Annotated in this window: 13 protein-coding genes; 8 read left to right on the top strand and 5 right to left on the bottom strand. The window is 74.0% G+C overall.

All coding sequences use genetic code 11. The features are described from left to right. The first annotated feature begins 62 nt into the window (after window positions 1–62). From AC5L3C_RS33670 to AC5L3C_RS33655, 4 genes are all read left to right on the top strand, one after another. On the top strand, window positions 63–494 hold the full coding sequence (locus AC5L3C_RS33670) for a DUF6643 family protein (protein ID WP_125508945.1): 432 nt from the start codon (window positions 63–65) through the stop codon (window positions 492–494). A 39-nt stretch (window positions 495–533) separates the two neighbouring features. Then, window positions 534–1,361 (top strand): MOSC domain-containing protein, encoded by an 828-nt coding sequence (locus AC5L3C_RS33665; RefSeq protein WP_493652891.1) that lies wholly within the window; start codon window positions 534–536, stop codon window positions 1,359–1,361. 92 nt (window positions 1,362–1,453) lie between these two features. Continuing rightward, window positions 1,454–2,056 (top strand): Rv1733c family protein, encoded by a 603-nt coding sequence (locus AC5L3C_RS33660; protein WP_493652890.1) that lies wholly within the window; start codon window positions 1,454–1,456, stop codon window positions 2,054–2,056. 123 nt (window positions 2,057–2,179) lie between these two features. Next, window positions 2,180–4,624 carry a right-handed parallel beta-helix repeat-containing protein gene (locus AC5L3C_RS33655; RefSeq protein ID WP_493652889.1) on the top strand — a complete coding sequence of 815 codons (2,445 nt, stop codon included), beginning with the start codon at window positions 2,180–2,182 and terminating at the stop codon, window positions 4,622–4,624. Between the two features lie 9 nt (window positions 4,625–4,633). Here the strand turns inward: AC5L3C_RS33655 and AC5L3C_RS33650 are convergent, their stop codons facing one another. Beyond that, window positions 4,634–6,859: a hypothetical protein gene (locus AC5L3C_RS33650; RefSeq protein ID WP_493654134.1), complete on the bottom strand. Its 2,226-nt coding sequence runs from the start codon at window positions 6,857–6,859 to the stop codon at window positions 4,634–4,636. Window positions 6,860–7,273: 414 nt separating this feature from the next. On the opposite strand from AC5L3C_RS33650, the gene AC5L3C_RS33645 reads away from it, so the two are divergent. Together AC5L3C_RS33645 and AC5L3C_RS33640 are read left to right on the top strand one after the other, a co-directional pair. Further along, entirely contained in the window at window positions 7,274–8,113 is an 840-nt protein-coding gene (locus tag AC5L3C_RS33645; protein WP_125508939.1) for a DeoR/GlpR family DNA-binding transcription regulator, read from the top strand. Window positions 8,114–8,178: 65 nt separating this feature from the next. Next, window positions 8,179–8,649, top strand: a complete 471-nt coding sequence (locus tag AC5L3C_RS33640; protein WP_493652888.1) for an SRPBCC family protein — start codon at window positions 8,179–8,181, stop codon at window positions 8,647–8,649. Here the strand turns inward: AC5L3C_RS33640 and AC5L3C_RS33635 are convergent. After that, window positions 8,623–9,777 carry a PLP-dependent cysteine synthase family protein gene (locus AC5L3C_RS33635; RefSeq protein WP_493652887.1) on the bottom strand — a complete coding sequence of 385 codons (1,155 nt, stop codon included), beginning with the start codon at window positions 9,775–9,777 and terminating at the stop codon, window positions 8,623–8,625. The two genes, AC5L3C_RS33640 and AC5L3C_RS33635, sit on opposite strands and share 27 nt — an antisense overlap. 321 nt (window positions 9,778–10,098) lie before the next feature. Here AC5L3C_RS33635 and AC5L3C_RS33630 point away from each other — a divergent pair, with 321 nt between their 5' ends. Further along, a complete protein-coding gene (locus AC5L3C_RS33630; RefSeq protein ID WP_125508933.1) occupies window positions 10,099–10,422 on the top strand; it encodes a hypothetical protein in 324 nt (107 codons plus the stop codon). A 183-nt stretch (window positions 10,423–10,605) separates the two neighbouring features. Next, window positions 10,606–11,145: an ATP-binding protein gene (locus tag AC5L3C_RS33625; protein ID WP_493652886.1), complete on the top strand. Its 540-nt coding sequence runs from the start codon at window positions 10,606–10,608 to the stop codon at window positions 11,143–11,145. Between the two features lie 451 nt (window positions 11,146–11,596). On the opposite strand, the gene AC5L3C_RS33620 is transcribed toward AC5L3C_RS33625, so the two are convergent. Genes AC5L3C_RS33620 through AC5L3C_RS33610 form a run of 3 tightly spaced genes read right to left on the bottom strand, consistent with a single transcriptional unit; the run spans window position 11,597 to window position 15,191 of the window. After that, on the bottom strand, window positions 11,597–14,158 hold the full coding sequence (locus tag AC5L3C_RS33620) for an ABC transporter permease (protein ID WP_493652885.1): 2,562 nt from the start codon (window positions 14,156–14,158) through the stop codon (window positions 11,597–11,599). Further along, window positions 14,155–14,907 (bottom strand): ABC transporter ATP-binding protein, encoded by a 753-nt coding sequence (locus AC5L3C_RS33615; RefSeq protein WP_125508929.1) that lies wholly within the window; start codon window positions 14,905–14,907, stop codon window positions 14,155–14,157. The genes AC5L3C_RS33620 and AC5L3C_RS33615 overlap by 4 nt, the downstream gene beginning before the upstream one ends. Continuing rightward, the gene (locus AC5L3C_RS33610) at window positions 14,904–15,191 is read right to left on the bottom strand and encodes an SHOCT domain-containing protein (protein ID WP_493652884.1); all 288 of its coding nucleotides are present in this window, start codon (window positions 15,189–15,191) and stop codon (window positions 14,904–14,906) included. The genes AC5L3C_RS33615 and AC5L3C_RS33610 overlap by 4 nt, the downstream gene beginning before the upstream one ends. Between the last annotated feature and the right edge of the window lie 84 nt (window positions 15,192–15,275).

Below are 15,275 nucleotides of genomic sequence, written 5' to 3'. Positions count from 1 at the left end.
CGCAGAAAACAACCCTCTTATCGGTCTCCCCAAAAGCACATCGTGGGCTTAACTTATGTGCCATGACCTCCCCCCGCTCCACTTATGGCGGCGGCTACTACTCCGCCTCCTTCCCGGACACTCCGATCTACGACTCGCTCGTGGCCGAGCGGGGCACCCCGCAGATCGCCCCGATCCGGGTCCCCGCCGCGTACGAGGCGCCGGCCAGTCACCTGCCCGCGCTTCCCTCGGCGTTGCCCGCCCTCCCGGCGGCTCCGTCCCAGCCCGCCTACGGCTATCCGCAGGCGCAGCAGCCCGCCCCGCTGCAGCAGGCGCACACCGCGTACATCCCGCAGCAGGCCACCGCGCCGCGCGGCTACCCCGGCCCCCAGCCGCAGCCGCCGCGTCCGGTGCCGCCCGCCGGGTACGAGGCGATGCGGCCCGCGGCTCCGCGGCCGGCCCCCGCGCCGTACCAGGATCCGTACCAGAACAACCAGCAGTACCGCGGGTACTGAGCCCACCCGGGGACGTGTGCCGGGTGGCACGATGGCCCCATGGGGAAGGCCAGTCTGCACTCGATCCACATCCATCCGGTCAAGGCTTTCCGGAGCCTGCCGCTCCGGGAGGTCGTCGTGGAGCCCTGGGGTCCGGCCGGGGACCGACGCTGGATGCTGGTCGACGACAGGGGTGTGGTCGTCACCCAACGGCGTCATCCGCGCCTGGCCCCGACCGCCGCCGAGTTGCTGCCCGGCGGCGGCGTACGGCTGTCCGCGCCCGGCCGGCAGCCGGTGACGGCCGGTGTTCCGTCGTCCGGCCGGACGATCGTGGTGGACCTCTTCGGCACCAAGGTGGCGGCGGTCCCGGCCGAGGACGACGCCGTGCACGCCTGGTGCACCGCCCTGCTCGGCACCGCGGTACGCCTGGTGCACCTGGACGACCCGGCCACGCGGCGGCCGGTGGACCCCCGGTTCGCGCTGCCCGGCGAGACGGTGTCCTTCGCGGACGGATTTCCGCTGCTGCTCACCACGACCGCCTCCCTGGACGCCCTGAACTCCCTGATCGCCGGCGGACGGTACGCGGACGAGGGGCCGCTGCCGATGAACCGGTTCCGGCCGAACGTGGTGGTGGCGGGCACCGCCGCCTGGGAGGAGGAGACGTGGACGCGTGTCACCATCGGTGAGGCCGTCTTCCGTGTCGCCAAGCCCTGCGCCCGTTGCGTGGTGACCACCACCGACCAGGAGACGAGCCGGCGCGGCAAGGAGCCGCTGCACGCGCTGGCGGCCCGTCAGCGGCCCCGCGGGGCACTGCTCTTCGGACAGAATCTGGTGCCCCTGACCCCCGGCACCACCATCAGGGTCGGGGACCGGGTCGAGGCCGGATAGCGGTTCCCGCGCGAGGGCGGGAACCGGTCGCCCCATTCGTCCGTTGGCCCTTGAAGGGAGCTCGATGAGAGATCCGGCGAGGGGGTGCGGCGGTGCGGGCGATCAGCGGACTCTGGCGCTGGCGGCGCAATCCGCTGTGCCGGCGCACCGACCTGGCCGAGGCCTGGACGGCGCTCGCGGCCCTGCTGTTCGCCGTCCTCGCCGCCCCGGTGATCGGCTGCCTCGTCGGGGGCGCCGCGCAGGACGCCCTGCAGGAGTCCGTCCGCGCGCAGCACAGGGCGCGGCACCTGGTGACGGCCACGGTGGTGCGCCCGCTCGACGCGTCCCCGGTCGCCGCCCCGGAGCCGGCCGTGGGCGGGGAGCCGCACCGCCGTGTCGTGGCCCGCTGGACCGCGCCGGACGGCACCGCGCGGGAGGGCACGGTGACGTCCCGCCTGGAGGACCCGCGGCCGGGCGACCGCACCGGGATATGGACCGACCGCCGGGGACAGATGGTGGCACGCCCCCTGGACACCGCGACCGCGACGACGCACGCCGTGCTCGCCGGCGTGAGCGCCGCCCTGGTGGCCGCGGGTATGGCCGAGGGGTGCAGACGGCTGATCGTCCGGGGGATGGTCCGTCGCCGGTACGCCCGCCTGGACAAGGCGTGGGAGAGAGCGGGCCCGGACTGGGGCAGGACCGGGGCCGACAGCTGACGGCGTTCCCGCTCCGGTCAACTGGGTGCCCGCGCGCACGCTACGGTGGTCCGGCCGAACCGATCGGCGCGACACGGGCGGGAACGAGCCATCAGTACAACGAGGTGGGGGCACAGCTACGCCATGGCACAGGGCACGGTTCAGGTGACGCACACCGGCACATCGCGGTGGCGCCGCCGCACGGGTGAGTACGCATCGCTCGCCGCCGCCCTGGAGGCCGCGGCCGAAGGCGACGTGCTCACCGTCGCCCCCGGCACCTACCGGGAGAACCTCGTCGTCCAGCGGGCGGTGACCCTGCGCGGGCCGGAGGGCTCAGCCGGCTCGGTGCGGATCGCGCCCGCGGACGGCGTTCCGCTGACCGTGCGCGCCTCGGCGGTGGTGCAGGATCTGCATGTCGAGGGCCAGGACGCCACGGCACCCGCCGTGCTGGTCGAGGAGGGCACCCCCGAGCTGCGCGACCTCCGGGTGGTGACCCGGTCCGCGGCGGGCGTCGAGGTGCGCGGCGCCGCCCGGCCCACGGTGCGCCGGTGCACCGTCGACAATCCGGCGGGCGTCGGCATCGCCGTACTGGACGGCGGGGGCGGGGTGTTCGAGGAGTGCGAGGTGGTCGCCGCGGGGCAGGCGGGAGTCGCGGTGCGCGGCGGCGCACACCCCCGGTTCGAGCGCTGCCGGGTGCACCACGCGGCGGGCTCGGGACTGACCGCGACCGGGGAGAACTCCGCCCTGGAAGCGGTGGGTTGCGAGGTCTACGAGGTGCGGGGCAGCGGCGTCCAGGTGACCGGCCGCGCCACCGCGCACCTCACCGACTGCGATGTGCACCGCACCACGGGGGACGGTGTCACGCTCGACACCGACGCGGTGCTGACCCTGGCCGACTGCCGGATCCACGACATCCCGGAGAACGCGGTCGACCTGCGGTCCCGCTCGGTGCTCACCCTGACCCGCACCAGCGTGCGGCACTTCGGCCGCAACGGGCTGTCGGTGTGGGACCCGGGCACCCGCGTCGACGCCAACCAGTGCGAGATCTTCGACAGCACCGGCGACTACCCGGCGGTGTGGGTGAGCGACGGCGCCACCGCCGTACTGGACTCCTGCCGGGTGCACGACGTGCCGGACGCGCTGTTCGTCCTCGACCGCGGCTCGCGCGCCGACGTCGTCGACAGTGATCTGTCGCAGGTGCGCAACACGGCCGTGTCGGTGAGCGACGGCGCCACCGCACAGCTCGACGACTGCCGGATCCGCGAGGCGGCGACCGGCGCCTGGTTCCGCGACCACGGCAGCGGCGGCACCCTCGACAACTGCACCCTGGACGGCACCCAGACCGGCGTGATCGTCACCAAGGGCGCCGATCCGACCGTCGAGCGCTGCACGGTCGACTCCCCCGCCGAGGCGGGCGTGTACGTGTCCGCCGGCGGCCGGGGCACCTTCGTCAACTGCCGCGTCACGGGCAGCGGCGGCTACGGCTTCCACGTGATCGACGGCAGCCGCACGACGTTGCGCAAGTGCCGTACGGAGCGCTGTGCGCGCGGCGGTTACGAGTTCGCCGAGGGCGCGGACCAGGCGTCCGGTTCGGGCGGTCCGCTCGTCGAGGACTGCACGAGTGACGAGAGCGCCGGCCTGCGGGAGTCCGCCGCCCCGGAGCCGGCCATGCAGACGACGGGCCACTCCACCGGGCTGCTGGGCACCGTGCCCGCCGCGCGGACGCCCCCGCCGGCACCGCCCGTGCCGGCGCCCGCCCCCGAGCCGGAGCGGGAGACCCGTACCGCGAAGGCCGTGCTCGGGGAACTCGACGCGCTGGTCGGCCTGGAGAGCGTCAAGCGGGAGGTGCGCGCCCTCACCGACATGATCGAGGTGGGGCGGCGCCGTCAGCAGGCGGGGCTGAAGGCGGCCTCGGTCAAGCGGCACCTGGTGTTCACCGGCTCCCCCGGCACCGGCAAGACCACGGTCGCCCGCCTGTACGGAGAGATCCTCGCCGCCCTGGGAGTGCTGGAGCAGGGGCATCTGGTGGAGGTGTCCCGGGTCGACCTGGTCGGCGAGCACATCGGCTCCACGGCGATCCGCACGCAGGAGGCGTTCGAGAAGGCGCGCGGCGGTGTGCTGTTCATCGACGAGGCGTACGCGCTGTCGCCGGAGGACGCCGGGCGGGACTTCGGCAAGGAGGCCATCGACACCCTGGTGAAGCTGATGGAGGACCAGCGGGACGCGGTGGTGGTCATCGTGGCGGGCTACACGGCCGAGATGGAGCGGTTCCTGTCGGTCAACCCGGGCGTCGCCTCCCGCTTCTCACGGACGATCACCTTCGGCGACTACGGGCCCGAGGAGCTGCTGCGGATCGTGCGGCAGCAGGCCGAGGAGCACGAGTACCGGCTGGCGCCCGGCGCCGGTGAGGCTCTGCTGACGTACTTCACCGAGATCCCCAAGGGTCCCGCGTTCGGCAACGGGCGCACCGCGCGGCAGACCTTCGAGGCTATGGTCGAGCGGCATGCGAGCCGCGTCGCCCAGCTCGAGGAGCCGACCACCGACGACCTGACGCTCCTGTACGCCGAGGACCTGCCCGCGCTGCCTTGAGCCTGCCGCTCACCGCGAGGGGCCGCCGGGCTTCCCGGTGGTGCGGGGAGCCGGCACCTCGTGCCGCAGCCGGGCGAGCAGCCGGCGGCGTTCCTCGGCGAACGCCGGATCGGCCTGGTAGTCGGAGTGTCCGAGGATCGGCGCGGGCAGCGGGTGGGCCTCGGTGCGGCCGTAGGCCAGGGGGTCGCGGAGCGCGGGGCGGTCCACGTCGGGGCCGAGGTCACCGGGCAGCCGCATCGGGCCGCCGATGGGGTCGGTGCGCCGGTGGAGGTTGCGCCAGCAGTCGACCTCCTGGTGCAGGAAGGCGAGCGCGTCCGGGCCGAAGTGGGCGGGGAACCAGCGGCCGTACAGCCGCTCCAGAGGGGAGCCGTAGGTCAGCAGGGCGACGCGTCTGCGGGTGGAGGGCGGGAGCTGCCAGGCCGCCGCCGCGGCGAGGACGCTGCCCTGGGAGTGGCCGGAGAGCACGAGCCGGCCGCCGGTGGAGCGGGTCCAGGTGGCGATCCGCCAGGTCAGGTCGGGTACGGCGCGTTCGGCGTAGCAGGGCGGCGCGAAGGGGTGCGCGGCGCGCGGCCAGAAGGTGCCGACGTCCCAGAGGATGCCGATGGTGCGCCGCGCGGAGGCGTCCTTGTAGGCGCGGCGGCCCCAGGTGACGAAGAGTATGAAGCCGAGTCCTATCAGCCAGGAGCCCAGCGCCTGCGCGGTCTCGGCTGCGCCGTGGACGACGGCGTACGAGCCCTGTGCCGCCTCTCCGGGTGTCTTGTCGGTGGCGAAGGCGCCGGCCAGGGCGCCGGCGCCCAGCAGCAGGGTGGCGGCGGAGGTGACGGCGAGGATGCGCGGCCCGCGGTCGGTGAGAGCGGCCATGGCGCGCATGGAGGCGATACGGCGGGTGCGGCCGGGGTCGCCCGTCTCGCCGGGGTACTCGCGCTCCACGGCGGCGCGCTCCGCGCGGGCGAGCCGCACGGCGCGCCGGGCGAGCCAGCCGCACAGCACCAGCAGCAGCACGAGCAGCGGCGGGATCACGGACGCCTGCCAGGTCAGCAGCACCGGCGGGCCGGGCATCGACGTCCTGGTGCCGTCCAGCCAGTCGGACACCCGCTGCGAGACACCGCCGGACATGACGCCGCCGAGCGCGCAGGCGAGCATGGCGACCGCCGGTCCGGCCAGGCCCCGCATCGCGGCGCGCCGGTCGGGGGCGCTGCGGTGCAGGGTGTGGGCGACCCCGGCCAGGACGATCACCAGCAGGCCCTGGGCCAGGGCGAGGCCGCCGAAGGTGGCGTCGGCCGGGAGCCGGCCCGCCGACTGCCAGCCGGGGCGCTCCCATCCGGCGTACACGACGGCGAGGGCGAGCAGGACAAGGGCGGCGAGGGGCAGCACCCGCACCAGGTGCCGGTCGAGGTCGTCGTCCAGCCGGCGTTCGCTGCGGCCCCGGCGGCAGACCACCCACACCACGGCGCCCGCCCCGACGGCCAGGAGCGCCTCCAGGAGGAGGCCGAGGACGTGCAGCACGGCGGGGCCGCCCGGCTCGCGGTCGTACCGGGCGGCGGCGGAGCCGACGGCGGCGGCGACGGTGAGCAGTCCGGCGGCGGTGTGCGCGGCGCGCAGCCGGGCGACCAGGCGCCGGCCGTACCAGAAGCCGGGCCGGCTCAGCGCGGTGGGCCCGCCGTCCTCCTCGGGCTCGGGGTCGTGCCGCATCGGCTGCTGGGACTCGTACGCGCTCCAGGTGCGCAGGGACAGGAACCAGAGCAGGCCGGTGAGGGCGGCGGGCACCAGTGCGGCGAGGGCGAGCCGGCGGCCCGGCAGGCTCCACCAGCCGCCGTCGGAGACCTCGGGTGAGAGGAAGCCCAGCCAGGAGTGCCGCTCGGTGCACGCGAGGGTGCCCGCGCACTGCCATGCGGTCAGGTCGAGGGCGACCTCGCAGGCGGCCGCGACGAGCAGCACCGTCAGGCTCAGCCCGATCAGCCGGACCAGTAACCCGTACAGCCGGACCGTGCGCCTGCGGTCCCGGGCCGTGGGGCGCATCCAGTGGGCGAGGTTGACCACCATGAAGGGGAGCAGCAGCAGCCACAGGGCGCGGGTGCCGTTCCCGGAGGTGAGGTTGCACCACACGTACGCCTCGGGGACGGGCCCCTCGCGGCGGCTGTCGGGCCGCTGTTCGGCGTCGGCGTCGTCGGCGCGGCGGAACACGGCGGCGATGTCGTCACCGGTGACCCGGACCGTGCGCGGGTCGTCGAGCATGGCCTCGGGGGTGGTGCCGCCCACCCCGTGGACCAGGAGTTCCAGTGCGGCTCCGGACTCCTGCGGCCTGCTGCCCGCGTCCTCGGGCCGCTCGGCCGGTCTGTTCCCCTGCGTTGTCTCCACCGCTCAGCACTTCCCCCGTGACGCCCCGTCGGCTCCGTCCGTGCGGGCACAAGGATCTCCCGCGCCGGAACGGCTCGCACCTCTCGTCACGTAATTTCCCCGATCCGTGCGACGGGCAAGCGCCCCCAGCGACATGAGTGACATGTGCGCGGCGAGCCACCGGTGGCGCCGCACGCGGCGCGGCATGGGAGGATGGGACGTCCGCGCACCGGTGCCGGGAGGGGATCCTCTCGTCACGGCGGGTGCGCGAGGCGTGTCGGACGGCCGTGCGGCGAAAGGACCGGAGCGTACGTGAGCGAGAATCAGAACCTGCTCGCGGAGCAGCGACGCACCCTGATCCTCGACGAGGTCCGGCGCCGGGGCGGCGTCCGGGTCAACGAGCTGACCCGCAAGCTCGGCGTGTCGGACATGACGGTCCGCCGGGACCTCGACGCGCTGGCCCGGCAGGGCGTGCTGGAGAAGGTGCACGGCGGCGCGGTCCCGGTGGTCGAGGCGAGCACGCACGAACCCGGGTTCGAGGCCAAGTCCGGCCTGGAGCTGAGCGCCAAGGAGGACATCGCGCGGGCGGCGGCCGAGCTGGTCTCCCCGGGCGCGGCGATCGCGCTGTCGGGCGGTACGACGACGTTCGCGCTGGCGCACCGGCTGGTCGATGTCCCCGACCTCACGGTGGTCACCAATTCGGTGCGGGTGGCCGACGTCTTCCACGCGGCGCAGCGCACCGCCGGTCCCCGGCAGGGCGCGGCCACCGTCGTCCTGACGGGCGGTGTGCGCACCCCGTCCGACTCGCTGGTGGGGCCGGTGGCCGACCAGGCGATCGCGGCGCTCCACTTCGACCTGCTGTTCCTCGGGGTGCACGGGATATCGGTCGAGGCGGGCCTGTCGACGCCGAACCTCGCGGAGGCCGAGACCAACCGGCGGCTGGTGCAGTCGGCCCGCCGCGTGGTGGTGGTCGCCGACCACACCAAGTGGGGAACGGTGGGGCTGAGTTCCTTCGCCTCCCTGGAGCAGGTCGACACCCTCGTCACGGACTCCGGGCTGCCCGCGGAGGCACGCGCGCAGGTGTCCGAGCAGCTGCGGCACCTGGTGGTGGCGGGCGAGCCCGAGGCGGCCGCGGAGGCCGCCGAGGAGTGACCGCGCGGCACCCCCGCACCCGCCCGTCCGTCCGGAAGCCGGTATCCGTCAAGGGGGATATGCCCATGGCCCACCGTCTGCGCCCCGTGGGGCACGAGTTCGCCGGGACCGCGCCGGTGCGGCTGGTCTTCGGCCGGGAGATCTCCGCCACGCCGGAGGCGGTCTTCCGCGCGCTGGCAGAGGACGTGACCGGCTGGCCGCAGTGGTTCGGACCGGTCATGCTGGCCCGGCCCCTCGACGGGGGCCGGGGCCGGGAGATCCGGCTGCGGGGCGGAGCCCGGTTCCGCGAGACCGTCCTCGTGGCGCAGGCGCCCGAGGTGTACGCCTACCGCGTCGACGTGACCAATGTGCCCGGTGCCCGCGCCCTGGTCGAGGAGTGGCGGCTCGCGCCGGCCGGGACGGGGACGCGGGTGCGGTGGACGATGGCGGCCGACGGCGCGGCGCCGTTCCGGTACGCGCTCAGGGCGGCCCGGCCGGGCCTGGGGCAGGCCTTCCGCGCCGCGGTGGCCTCACTGGACGGCCGGCTCGCGGGTTAGGTCTCCGGCGGGCCAGACACCGGTGTGCAGCAGCGACTCGATCGCGGCCGCGTACGGGGCGATGTCCAGGCCCTGGCCGGCCAGCCAGGCGTCCGAGTAGTACTTGTCCAGATACCGGTCCCCCGGGTCGCACAGCAGTGTCACCACGCTCCCGTGCCGTCCCTCCGCGACCATCTCCGCGACGAGTTTGAGGGCGCTCCACAGTCCGGTGCCGGTGGAGCCGCCCGCCTTGCGGCCGATGACGCGCTCCAGGGCCCGTACGGCGGCGACACTGGCCGCGTCGGGCACCTTCATCATCCGGTCGATGGCACCGGGCACGAAGCTGGGCTCCATCCGGGGTCGCCCGATGCCCTCGATGCGGGAGGCGCTGTCGCAGGCGACCTCCGCGTCGCCGGTGGTCCAGCCCTGGAAGAAGCACGAGTTCTCCGGGTCGGCGACACAGATGCGGGTGTCGTACTGCATGTAGTGGACGTAGCGGGCGAGGGTCGCCGAAGTGCCGCCGGTGCCGGCCGTGGCGACGATCCACGCCGGTTCGGGGAACCGTTCCGACCGCAGCTGGTGGAAGATCGATTCGGCGATGTTGTTGTTGCCCCGCCAGTCCGTGGCCCGTTCGGCGTAGGTGAACTGGTCCATGTAGTGGCCGCCGGTCTCCGCCGCGAGGGCGGCGGACGCCTCGTACATCGTGCGGGGGTCGTCCACGAAGTGGCACTGTCCGCCGTGGAATTCGATCAGGCGGCACTTCTCGGCGCTCGTCGTGCGCGGCATGACCGCGATGAAGGGCACGCCGATGAGCTTCGCGAAGTACGCCTCGGACACGGCCGTCGAACCGCTGGACGCCTCGATCACGGGGCGGCCCGGACGGATCCAGCCATTGCACAGCCCGTACAGGAAGAGCGAACGGGCCAGCCGGTGCTTGAGGCTGCCGGTCGGGTGGGTGGACTCGTCCTTCAGATAGAGATCGATCCCCCATCGCTCGGGGAGCGGGAAGAGCAGCAGATGGGTGTCCGCCGAGCGGTTGGCATCGGCCTGGACCCGGCGCACGGCCTCTTTCAGCCAGCCCCGGTAGGCCGGGTCGCTGTGGTCGACGTCAAGGGTGACGCCGGTCAGGGTCTGGTGGGGGGTGCTCACGACAGGGCTCCTTACGCTGAGCGCCGACGGGGTCCCGCGCGGCCGCCACTCCGATCATAAGCACCCTCCGCACCACCTCCCACCTGCATAAACAGTCCTTTGGGAAGCCCAAAGACCCCCTGAGGGCCTGGGGGGGCGCAGGGGCGCAGGGGCGCATTGGCGCGAGTGCTTCCCGCGCCCCGGCGAAGGGGGGCGCACGTACTGGTGCTCGGCGACTGCTGGGGGCAGACTGCACCGGCGGAAGCAAGGGAACACTGGATCTGGCAGGAGCCGGCCCGGATCACGGTCCGGTACGCCGACGCACACGAGGGGGCGGGTGGCATGGCGGAGCCGGAGTTCAGGGCCACGGGCGTGCGGATCGGCAGGCGGCTGCGGTCACTCACCCGGGCCGGCCAGGTCCGGATCAGCGACGGCCGGCTGGAGTTGCTCACCAGCTACGGCAGCGAGATAGACAGCGCGCCGGTGCAGGCGGTGCGCGCGACCAGGCCGTGGTTCGCTCCCGAGGACCGGGCACTGGCGGACCTCAACGGCCACCGGTATCTGCTCACCCTCGCCGAGCACGATCCCGCTCCAGGGGAGCCCGGGCCGCCGGCCGCGCGCCGTTTCATCGAAGCCGTCCGCCGGGCATCGGGCCGCGGCGCCTGAGATGTCCGCGAGTTGCGCCACCCCATCCACTGCGCCACGCTGGTCTCACGTCACTCTGGGTTTACCGGCGATAACGCTGCGAACCAGCCCGCCGGCCACGACAGCAGGCGGCCATGTCACGCAGGCGACCTGCTGGATCCGAACTCCGTGTTCTTCCGGACCTCACGTCGGGGAGTCGCAGCCGTGATCAGTCACCCAAGCAGGCACTGCACGGTGGAGCTCCAAGCCCTGCCGTCGCGGATCGGCCAGGTCCGCAGAATCGTATCTGCGCAGTTGCGCTACTGGCACATGGAATCGCTGATAGACCGGGCCTCGCTCGGTGTGACAGAGCTGTTGTCCAACGTCCACCGGCATGCCCAGCCCGACAAGACCTGCACCGTCGAGATGGAGCTGCTGCTCGAACGGCTCAAGGTCTCGGTGTACGACCACGATCCGCGCCTTCCCGTCATGGCGGACGCCGGGCCGCTCGCCACGTGCGGGCGGGGGCTGGCGATGGTGGCCGCGATGAGCGAGAGCTGGGGGGCCGTGCCGGACGGGGAGTCCGGCAAGGTGGTGTGGTTCACGCTGCCCGCGCCCGGTGAGCCGGGGGCGGGGGTGTGGGGGCGGCGGCCGCGGCTGACGGCTGTGGAGCCGGCGGATCCGCCGTTCGCGGAGGTCGCGTTGGTCGAGCACGGGGTGGATGTGCGGGAGGCCGAACCGGCACGGTCGACCGTGCCGGGCTGAGCAACTCGGGTGCGGCTGGGGGGTGTCGGTGTCGGCCGGTGCATGAACGCCGGCCGCGTCGACGCCGGCCGGGGGTGGGTCGCGCAGCCCGGCGCTTACGGGGTGCCTCCCCCACTCTCGGCTTCGCTCGAGCGGGAGGTACCCCCATGAGCGGGAGGTACCCCCGTCGCCCACCCTCCCCCACTCTCGGCTTCGCTCGATCGGGGGACCCCCATCGCCCTGGGGGTACCTCCCAGGCCCTTAAGGCACTGGGGGAGGCACGACTGCCCGCGGCCAGTCGGAGTGCGGCAGGCGCCGACGGCGGGGAGGGGGTGGGGTGGGGGTGTTCGCCCGCAGTGGCTGGCGCGTCCGCGGCGTTCAGCTCCACCGACAAGCCCAGTCGCGCCAGTCCGAGGACGGACACCCCCACCCCGCCCCCGCACCACCCACACCCCCCGGGGGCGGGGAACCGTCACTCCGTGGAGATGGCCCGGAGGGGGTTCAGGCGGGCGGCCCGGGTGGCGGGGCGCAGGGCTGCCAGGGCACCGGCCGTGAGGCCCACCAGGGCCACCACTCCCAGCTGCACGGGCGGCATCGCGAAGGCGAAGGCGCTGTCGCTCGCGCCGTCGGAGGCCTCCACCAGGACCCAGCCGAGGAAGGCGCCCAGCGCCAGCCCGCCCGCGGTACCGAACGCGGCGACCAGGACCGACTCCCAGCGGACCATCGCCCGTACCTGGGCCCGGGTCTGCCCGACGGCCCTCAGCAGCCCCAGTTCGCGGGTGCGTTCGTGGATCGCCAGGGTCAGGGTGTTGGCGATGCCGAGCAGCGCGATGAGCACGGCCAGGGCGAGCAGCGCGTACACCAGGGTGAGCATCATGTCGATGCCGCCCGCCGAGGACGCGGCGTACTCGTCACGGGTCTGCACCTCGGGGTTGCCGTAGTCGTCGGCGACCTGCCGCACCGCGGCCTTGCCGGTGTCCGTCGCCACGCCGTCGGCGAAGGTGACGGCGACCAGCGTGTCGGCGTCCTGCGTGCGGTGCGGCGCCCAGGCCTCGCGGGTGATGACGTAGTCACCGGCGAGTTCGGACTGCCCGTACACCGCGCGGACCGTGAACACCCGCTCCGCGCCGTCGGTGAAGGTGAGCCGGGTCGTGTCGCCGGGCGCCACGTCCAGCCGCTCGGCCTCCCCCTCGGTGACGGCGATGCCGTCCGTACCCAACCCCTCCAGCGACCCGGTGACCTCGCCGAGGTCGAAGGTGCGTTGCAGCGCGACCGGGTCGGTGACGGTCAACGCCCGTCCGTCGCCGTCGACTTCGGCGACGCCCCGGCCCAGCCCGACGGCCGTGTCCACCTCGGGCAGCTCCGCCACCGCGCCGGCCAGCCGCGGACTCAGCCCGCTCCCGCCCGCCCCGAAGGACGGCGCGCTGACCGCGACGTCGCCCGCGAAGGACCGTGAGACGGTCTGGTCCATCGTGGCCTTCAGCGAAGCACCGAACACCGTGAACAGCGACACCACGGCGACGCCGATCATCAGGGCGCTCGCGGTGGCCGCCGTCCGCTTCGGGCTGCGCAGGGCGTTGCGCCGGGCCAGCGATCCGGTGACGCCGCGCAGCCGGTCGAGCGGAGTGCCGAGGACCCGGACGGCGGTGGCGGAGGCGACGGGTCCGAGGACGACGAAGGAGAGCAGCGCCAGGACGGCGCCGGTTCCGGCCAGCCAGACCGAGGGCGTCACCAGGACACCGGTGAGGGTGGCCGCGACGGCGAGGGCCGCGAGGCCGGCCCCGGTGACCGCGCGGGTGCGGGAGGCGCCGGAGATGTCGACGGCCGTCTCGCGCAGCGCGGCCAGCGGTGCGGTGCGCCCGGCGCGCACGGCGGGCAGCAGGGCGGAGCCCAGACAGACCACGATGCCCACGGCGAGCGGGAGCAGCAGGGAGACCGGGCCGATGACCAGCGCGCCCCCGGGGAAGGGGAAGCCGATCGCCGGGAAGAGCGCCTGGAGGGCCGCCGCGATCCCGATACCGCCCGCCAGTCCGGCCGCCGAGGCGGTCACGGCCACCGCGGCCGCCTCGGCCAGGGTGGCCGCGGTGACCTGCCGCCGCGAGGCTCCGAGCGCCCGCAGCAGGGCGTTCTCACGGGTGCGCTGGGCGACGACGATCGCGAAGGTGTTGTGGATGGAGAAGGTCGCCACCAGCAGGGCGATGCCGGAGAACACCAGCAGGAAGAGCGTGAAGACGCCGAGGAACTGACCGGAGATCATCTCGTTGTTCTCCTCGGCCGAGTCCTGGCCGGTGATGGCCTCGACCCCCTGGGGCAGCACGGGAGCCAGCCGGTCGACCAGTTCCTCCTGGCTCACCCCGGGTCCGGCGCGTACCAGGATGCCCGCGGCCTCGCCGGGCCGTGCGGTGAGGTACCGCTCCGCGTCGGCGCGGGTCATGCCGGTGAAGGTCACCTGGGCCATGCCGTCCTCGCCGCCGAAGGTGGCGAGTCCGACGATGGTCACCCGGACCGGGTCGGGGGTGCGCAGCACGGTCGTGTCGCCGATCTCCAGCCCGCCCCGCTCGGCGGTGCCGCGGTTGACCACGACCTCCCCGGACCGCTCGGGGGCATGGCCCTCGGCGAGGCGGTAGGGGTTGAGTTCGGGGTCGTCGATCCAGTTGCCGGCGAGGGTGGGCGGCCCCTGGCCGCCGATCGGCTCGCCGTCGGAGCCGACCAGCTGGCCGGCGCCCTGGATGTCGGGCGCGGCCGCCGCGACGCCCGGGACCCGCTCGACGGTGCGCACCAGTCCCGTGTCGACCGGCTGCCGCACCCCCTGGCTGTCCCCGGGGGTGGTGATGGCGTCGGCGCTGCGGACGACGGCGTCGGTGCCGCGGGCCGCGTTGCCGAACATGGTGTCGAAGCTCGCACGCAGGGTGTCGCCCATGACGAGGGTTCCGGCCAGGAAGGCCACCCCCAGGAAGACGGCGAGGAAGGTCCCGGCGAAGCGCCGCTTGTGGGCGCGCAGGGAGGCCGCGCTCAGGCGTACGGAGGTGTTCATGAGGGCACCTCGAAGGCTTTCATCCGGTCCAGGACCGCGTCGGCGGTCGGGGACTCCATGCGGTCGACCAGCCGCCCGTCGGCGAGGAAGAGCACCTCGTCGGCGTGGGCCGCGGCCACCGGGTCGTGGGTGACCATGACGACGGTGCGTCCGGTCTGCCGTACGGTGCGGCCGAGCAGCCCGAGCACCTCCTCGCCGGAGCGCGAGTCGAGGTTGCCGGTCGGTTCGTCGGCGAAGACCACCTCCGGCCGTCCGGCGAACGCCCGGGCCACGGCGACGCGTTGCTGCTGTCCGCCGGACAGCTCCGCGGGCCGGTGCCGCAGCCGGCCGCGCAGACCGACCACGTCGACGAGTGCGTCGATCCACTCCGGGTCTCCCCCGCCGCCCGCGAGGTCGAGCGGCAGGGTGATGTTCTCCGCGACGGTGAGGGTCGGCACCAGGTTGTAGGCCTGGAACACGAAACCCACCCGGTCGCGGCGCAGCAGGGTGAGGCGGCGGTCGTCGAGGGCGCCCAGTTCGGTGTCCCCGATCCAGGCGGCGCCGGAGGTGAGGGTGTCCAGTCCCGCCGCGCAGTGCATGAGGGTGGACTTGCCGGACCCCGAGGGGCCCATGATCGCGGTGAAGCGGCCGGCCGGGAAGGCGACGCTCACCCCGTCCAGGGCCCGTACGGCGGTGTCGCCGGTGCCGTACACCTTGACGGCGTCGACGACCCGGGCGGCGGTCCGGGTGCCGGTGGCCGTGGCGGTCATCGCGCACCGCCCTTGCCGTGCCGGCCGAACTCCTCGTCCAGGACCGACAGCCGGCGCCAGTACTCGTCCTCGTCGATCTCGCCGGAGGCGAAGCGGTGGCCGAGCACCGTGATCGGGGAGTCGTCCCGCTCCGTGGGCCGCCCGAGTCCACGACCGCGGTGTCCGCGCCACGCCGTGCGGCGCAGCAGCGCGATGCCGCCGCCGATGACCAGGGCCCAGAAGAAGGGGAAGAGCAGGATCCACGGGCCGGGCCCGCCGTCGCCGAAGTGCGCCAGGGTCTGCATGATCGTTCAACTCCTCGGATGCGATGTCTCGTCGTTCCTTGCGACATCTCGAGGGTCGTCCCGCGAGGGGGTCGCGGTCGTCGT

This window comes from Streptomyces speibonae, assembly GCF_984686075.1.
The sequence above is the reverse complement of the archived record's forward strand: the minus strand, read 5'-3'. Positions and strand labels throughout refer to the sequence as shown.

Bases quoted from the DNA above. Each gene is read 5' to 3' on its own strand.
- AC5L3C_RS33670 (WP_125508945.1), top strand. From the start codon at position 63: ATGACCTCCCCCCGCTCCACTTATGGCGGCGGCTACTACTCCGCCTCC.
- AC5L3C_RS33665 (WP_493652891.1), top strand. From the start codon at position 534: ATGGGGAAGGCCAGTCTGCACTCGATCCACATCCATCCGGTCAAGGCT.
- AC5L3C_RS33655 (WP_493652889.1), top strand. From the start codon at position 2,180: ATGGCACAGGGCACGGTTCAGGTGACGCACACCGGCACATCGCGGTGG.
- AC5L3C_RS33650 (WP_493654134.1), bottom strand. From the start codon at position 6,859: ATGCTCGACGACCCGCGCACGGTCCGGGTCACCGGTGACGACATCGCC.
- AC5L3C_RS33640 (WP_493652888.1), top strand. From the start codon at position 8,179: ATGGCCCACCGTCTGCGCCCCGTGGGGCACGAGTTCGCCGGGACCGCG.
- AC5L3C_RS33630 (WP_125508933.1), top strand. From the start codon at position 10,099: ATGGCGGAGCCGGAGTTCAGGGCCACGGGCGTGCGGATCGGCAGGCGG.
- AC5L3C_RS33620 (WP_493652885.1), bottom strand. From the start codon at position 14,158: ATGAACACCTCCGTACGCCTGAGCGCGGCCTCCCTGCGCGCCCACAAG.
- AC5L3C_RS33615 (WP_125508929.1), bottom strand. From the start codon at position 14,907: ATGACCGCCACGGCCACCGGCACCCGGACCGCCGCCCGGGTCGTCGAC.
- AC5L3C_RS33610 (WP_493652884.1), bottom strand. From the start codon at position 15,191: ATGCAGACCCTGGCGCACTTCGGCGACGGCGGGCCCGGCCCGTGGATC.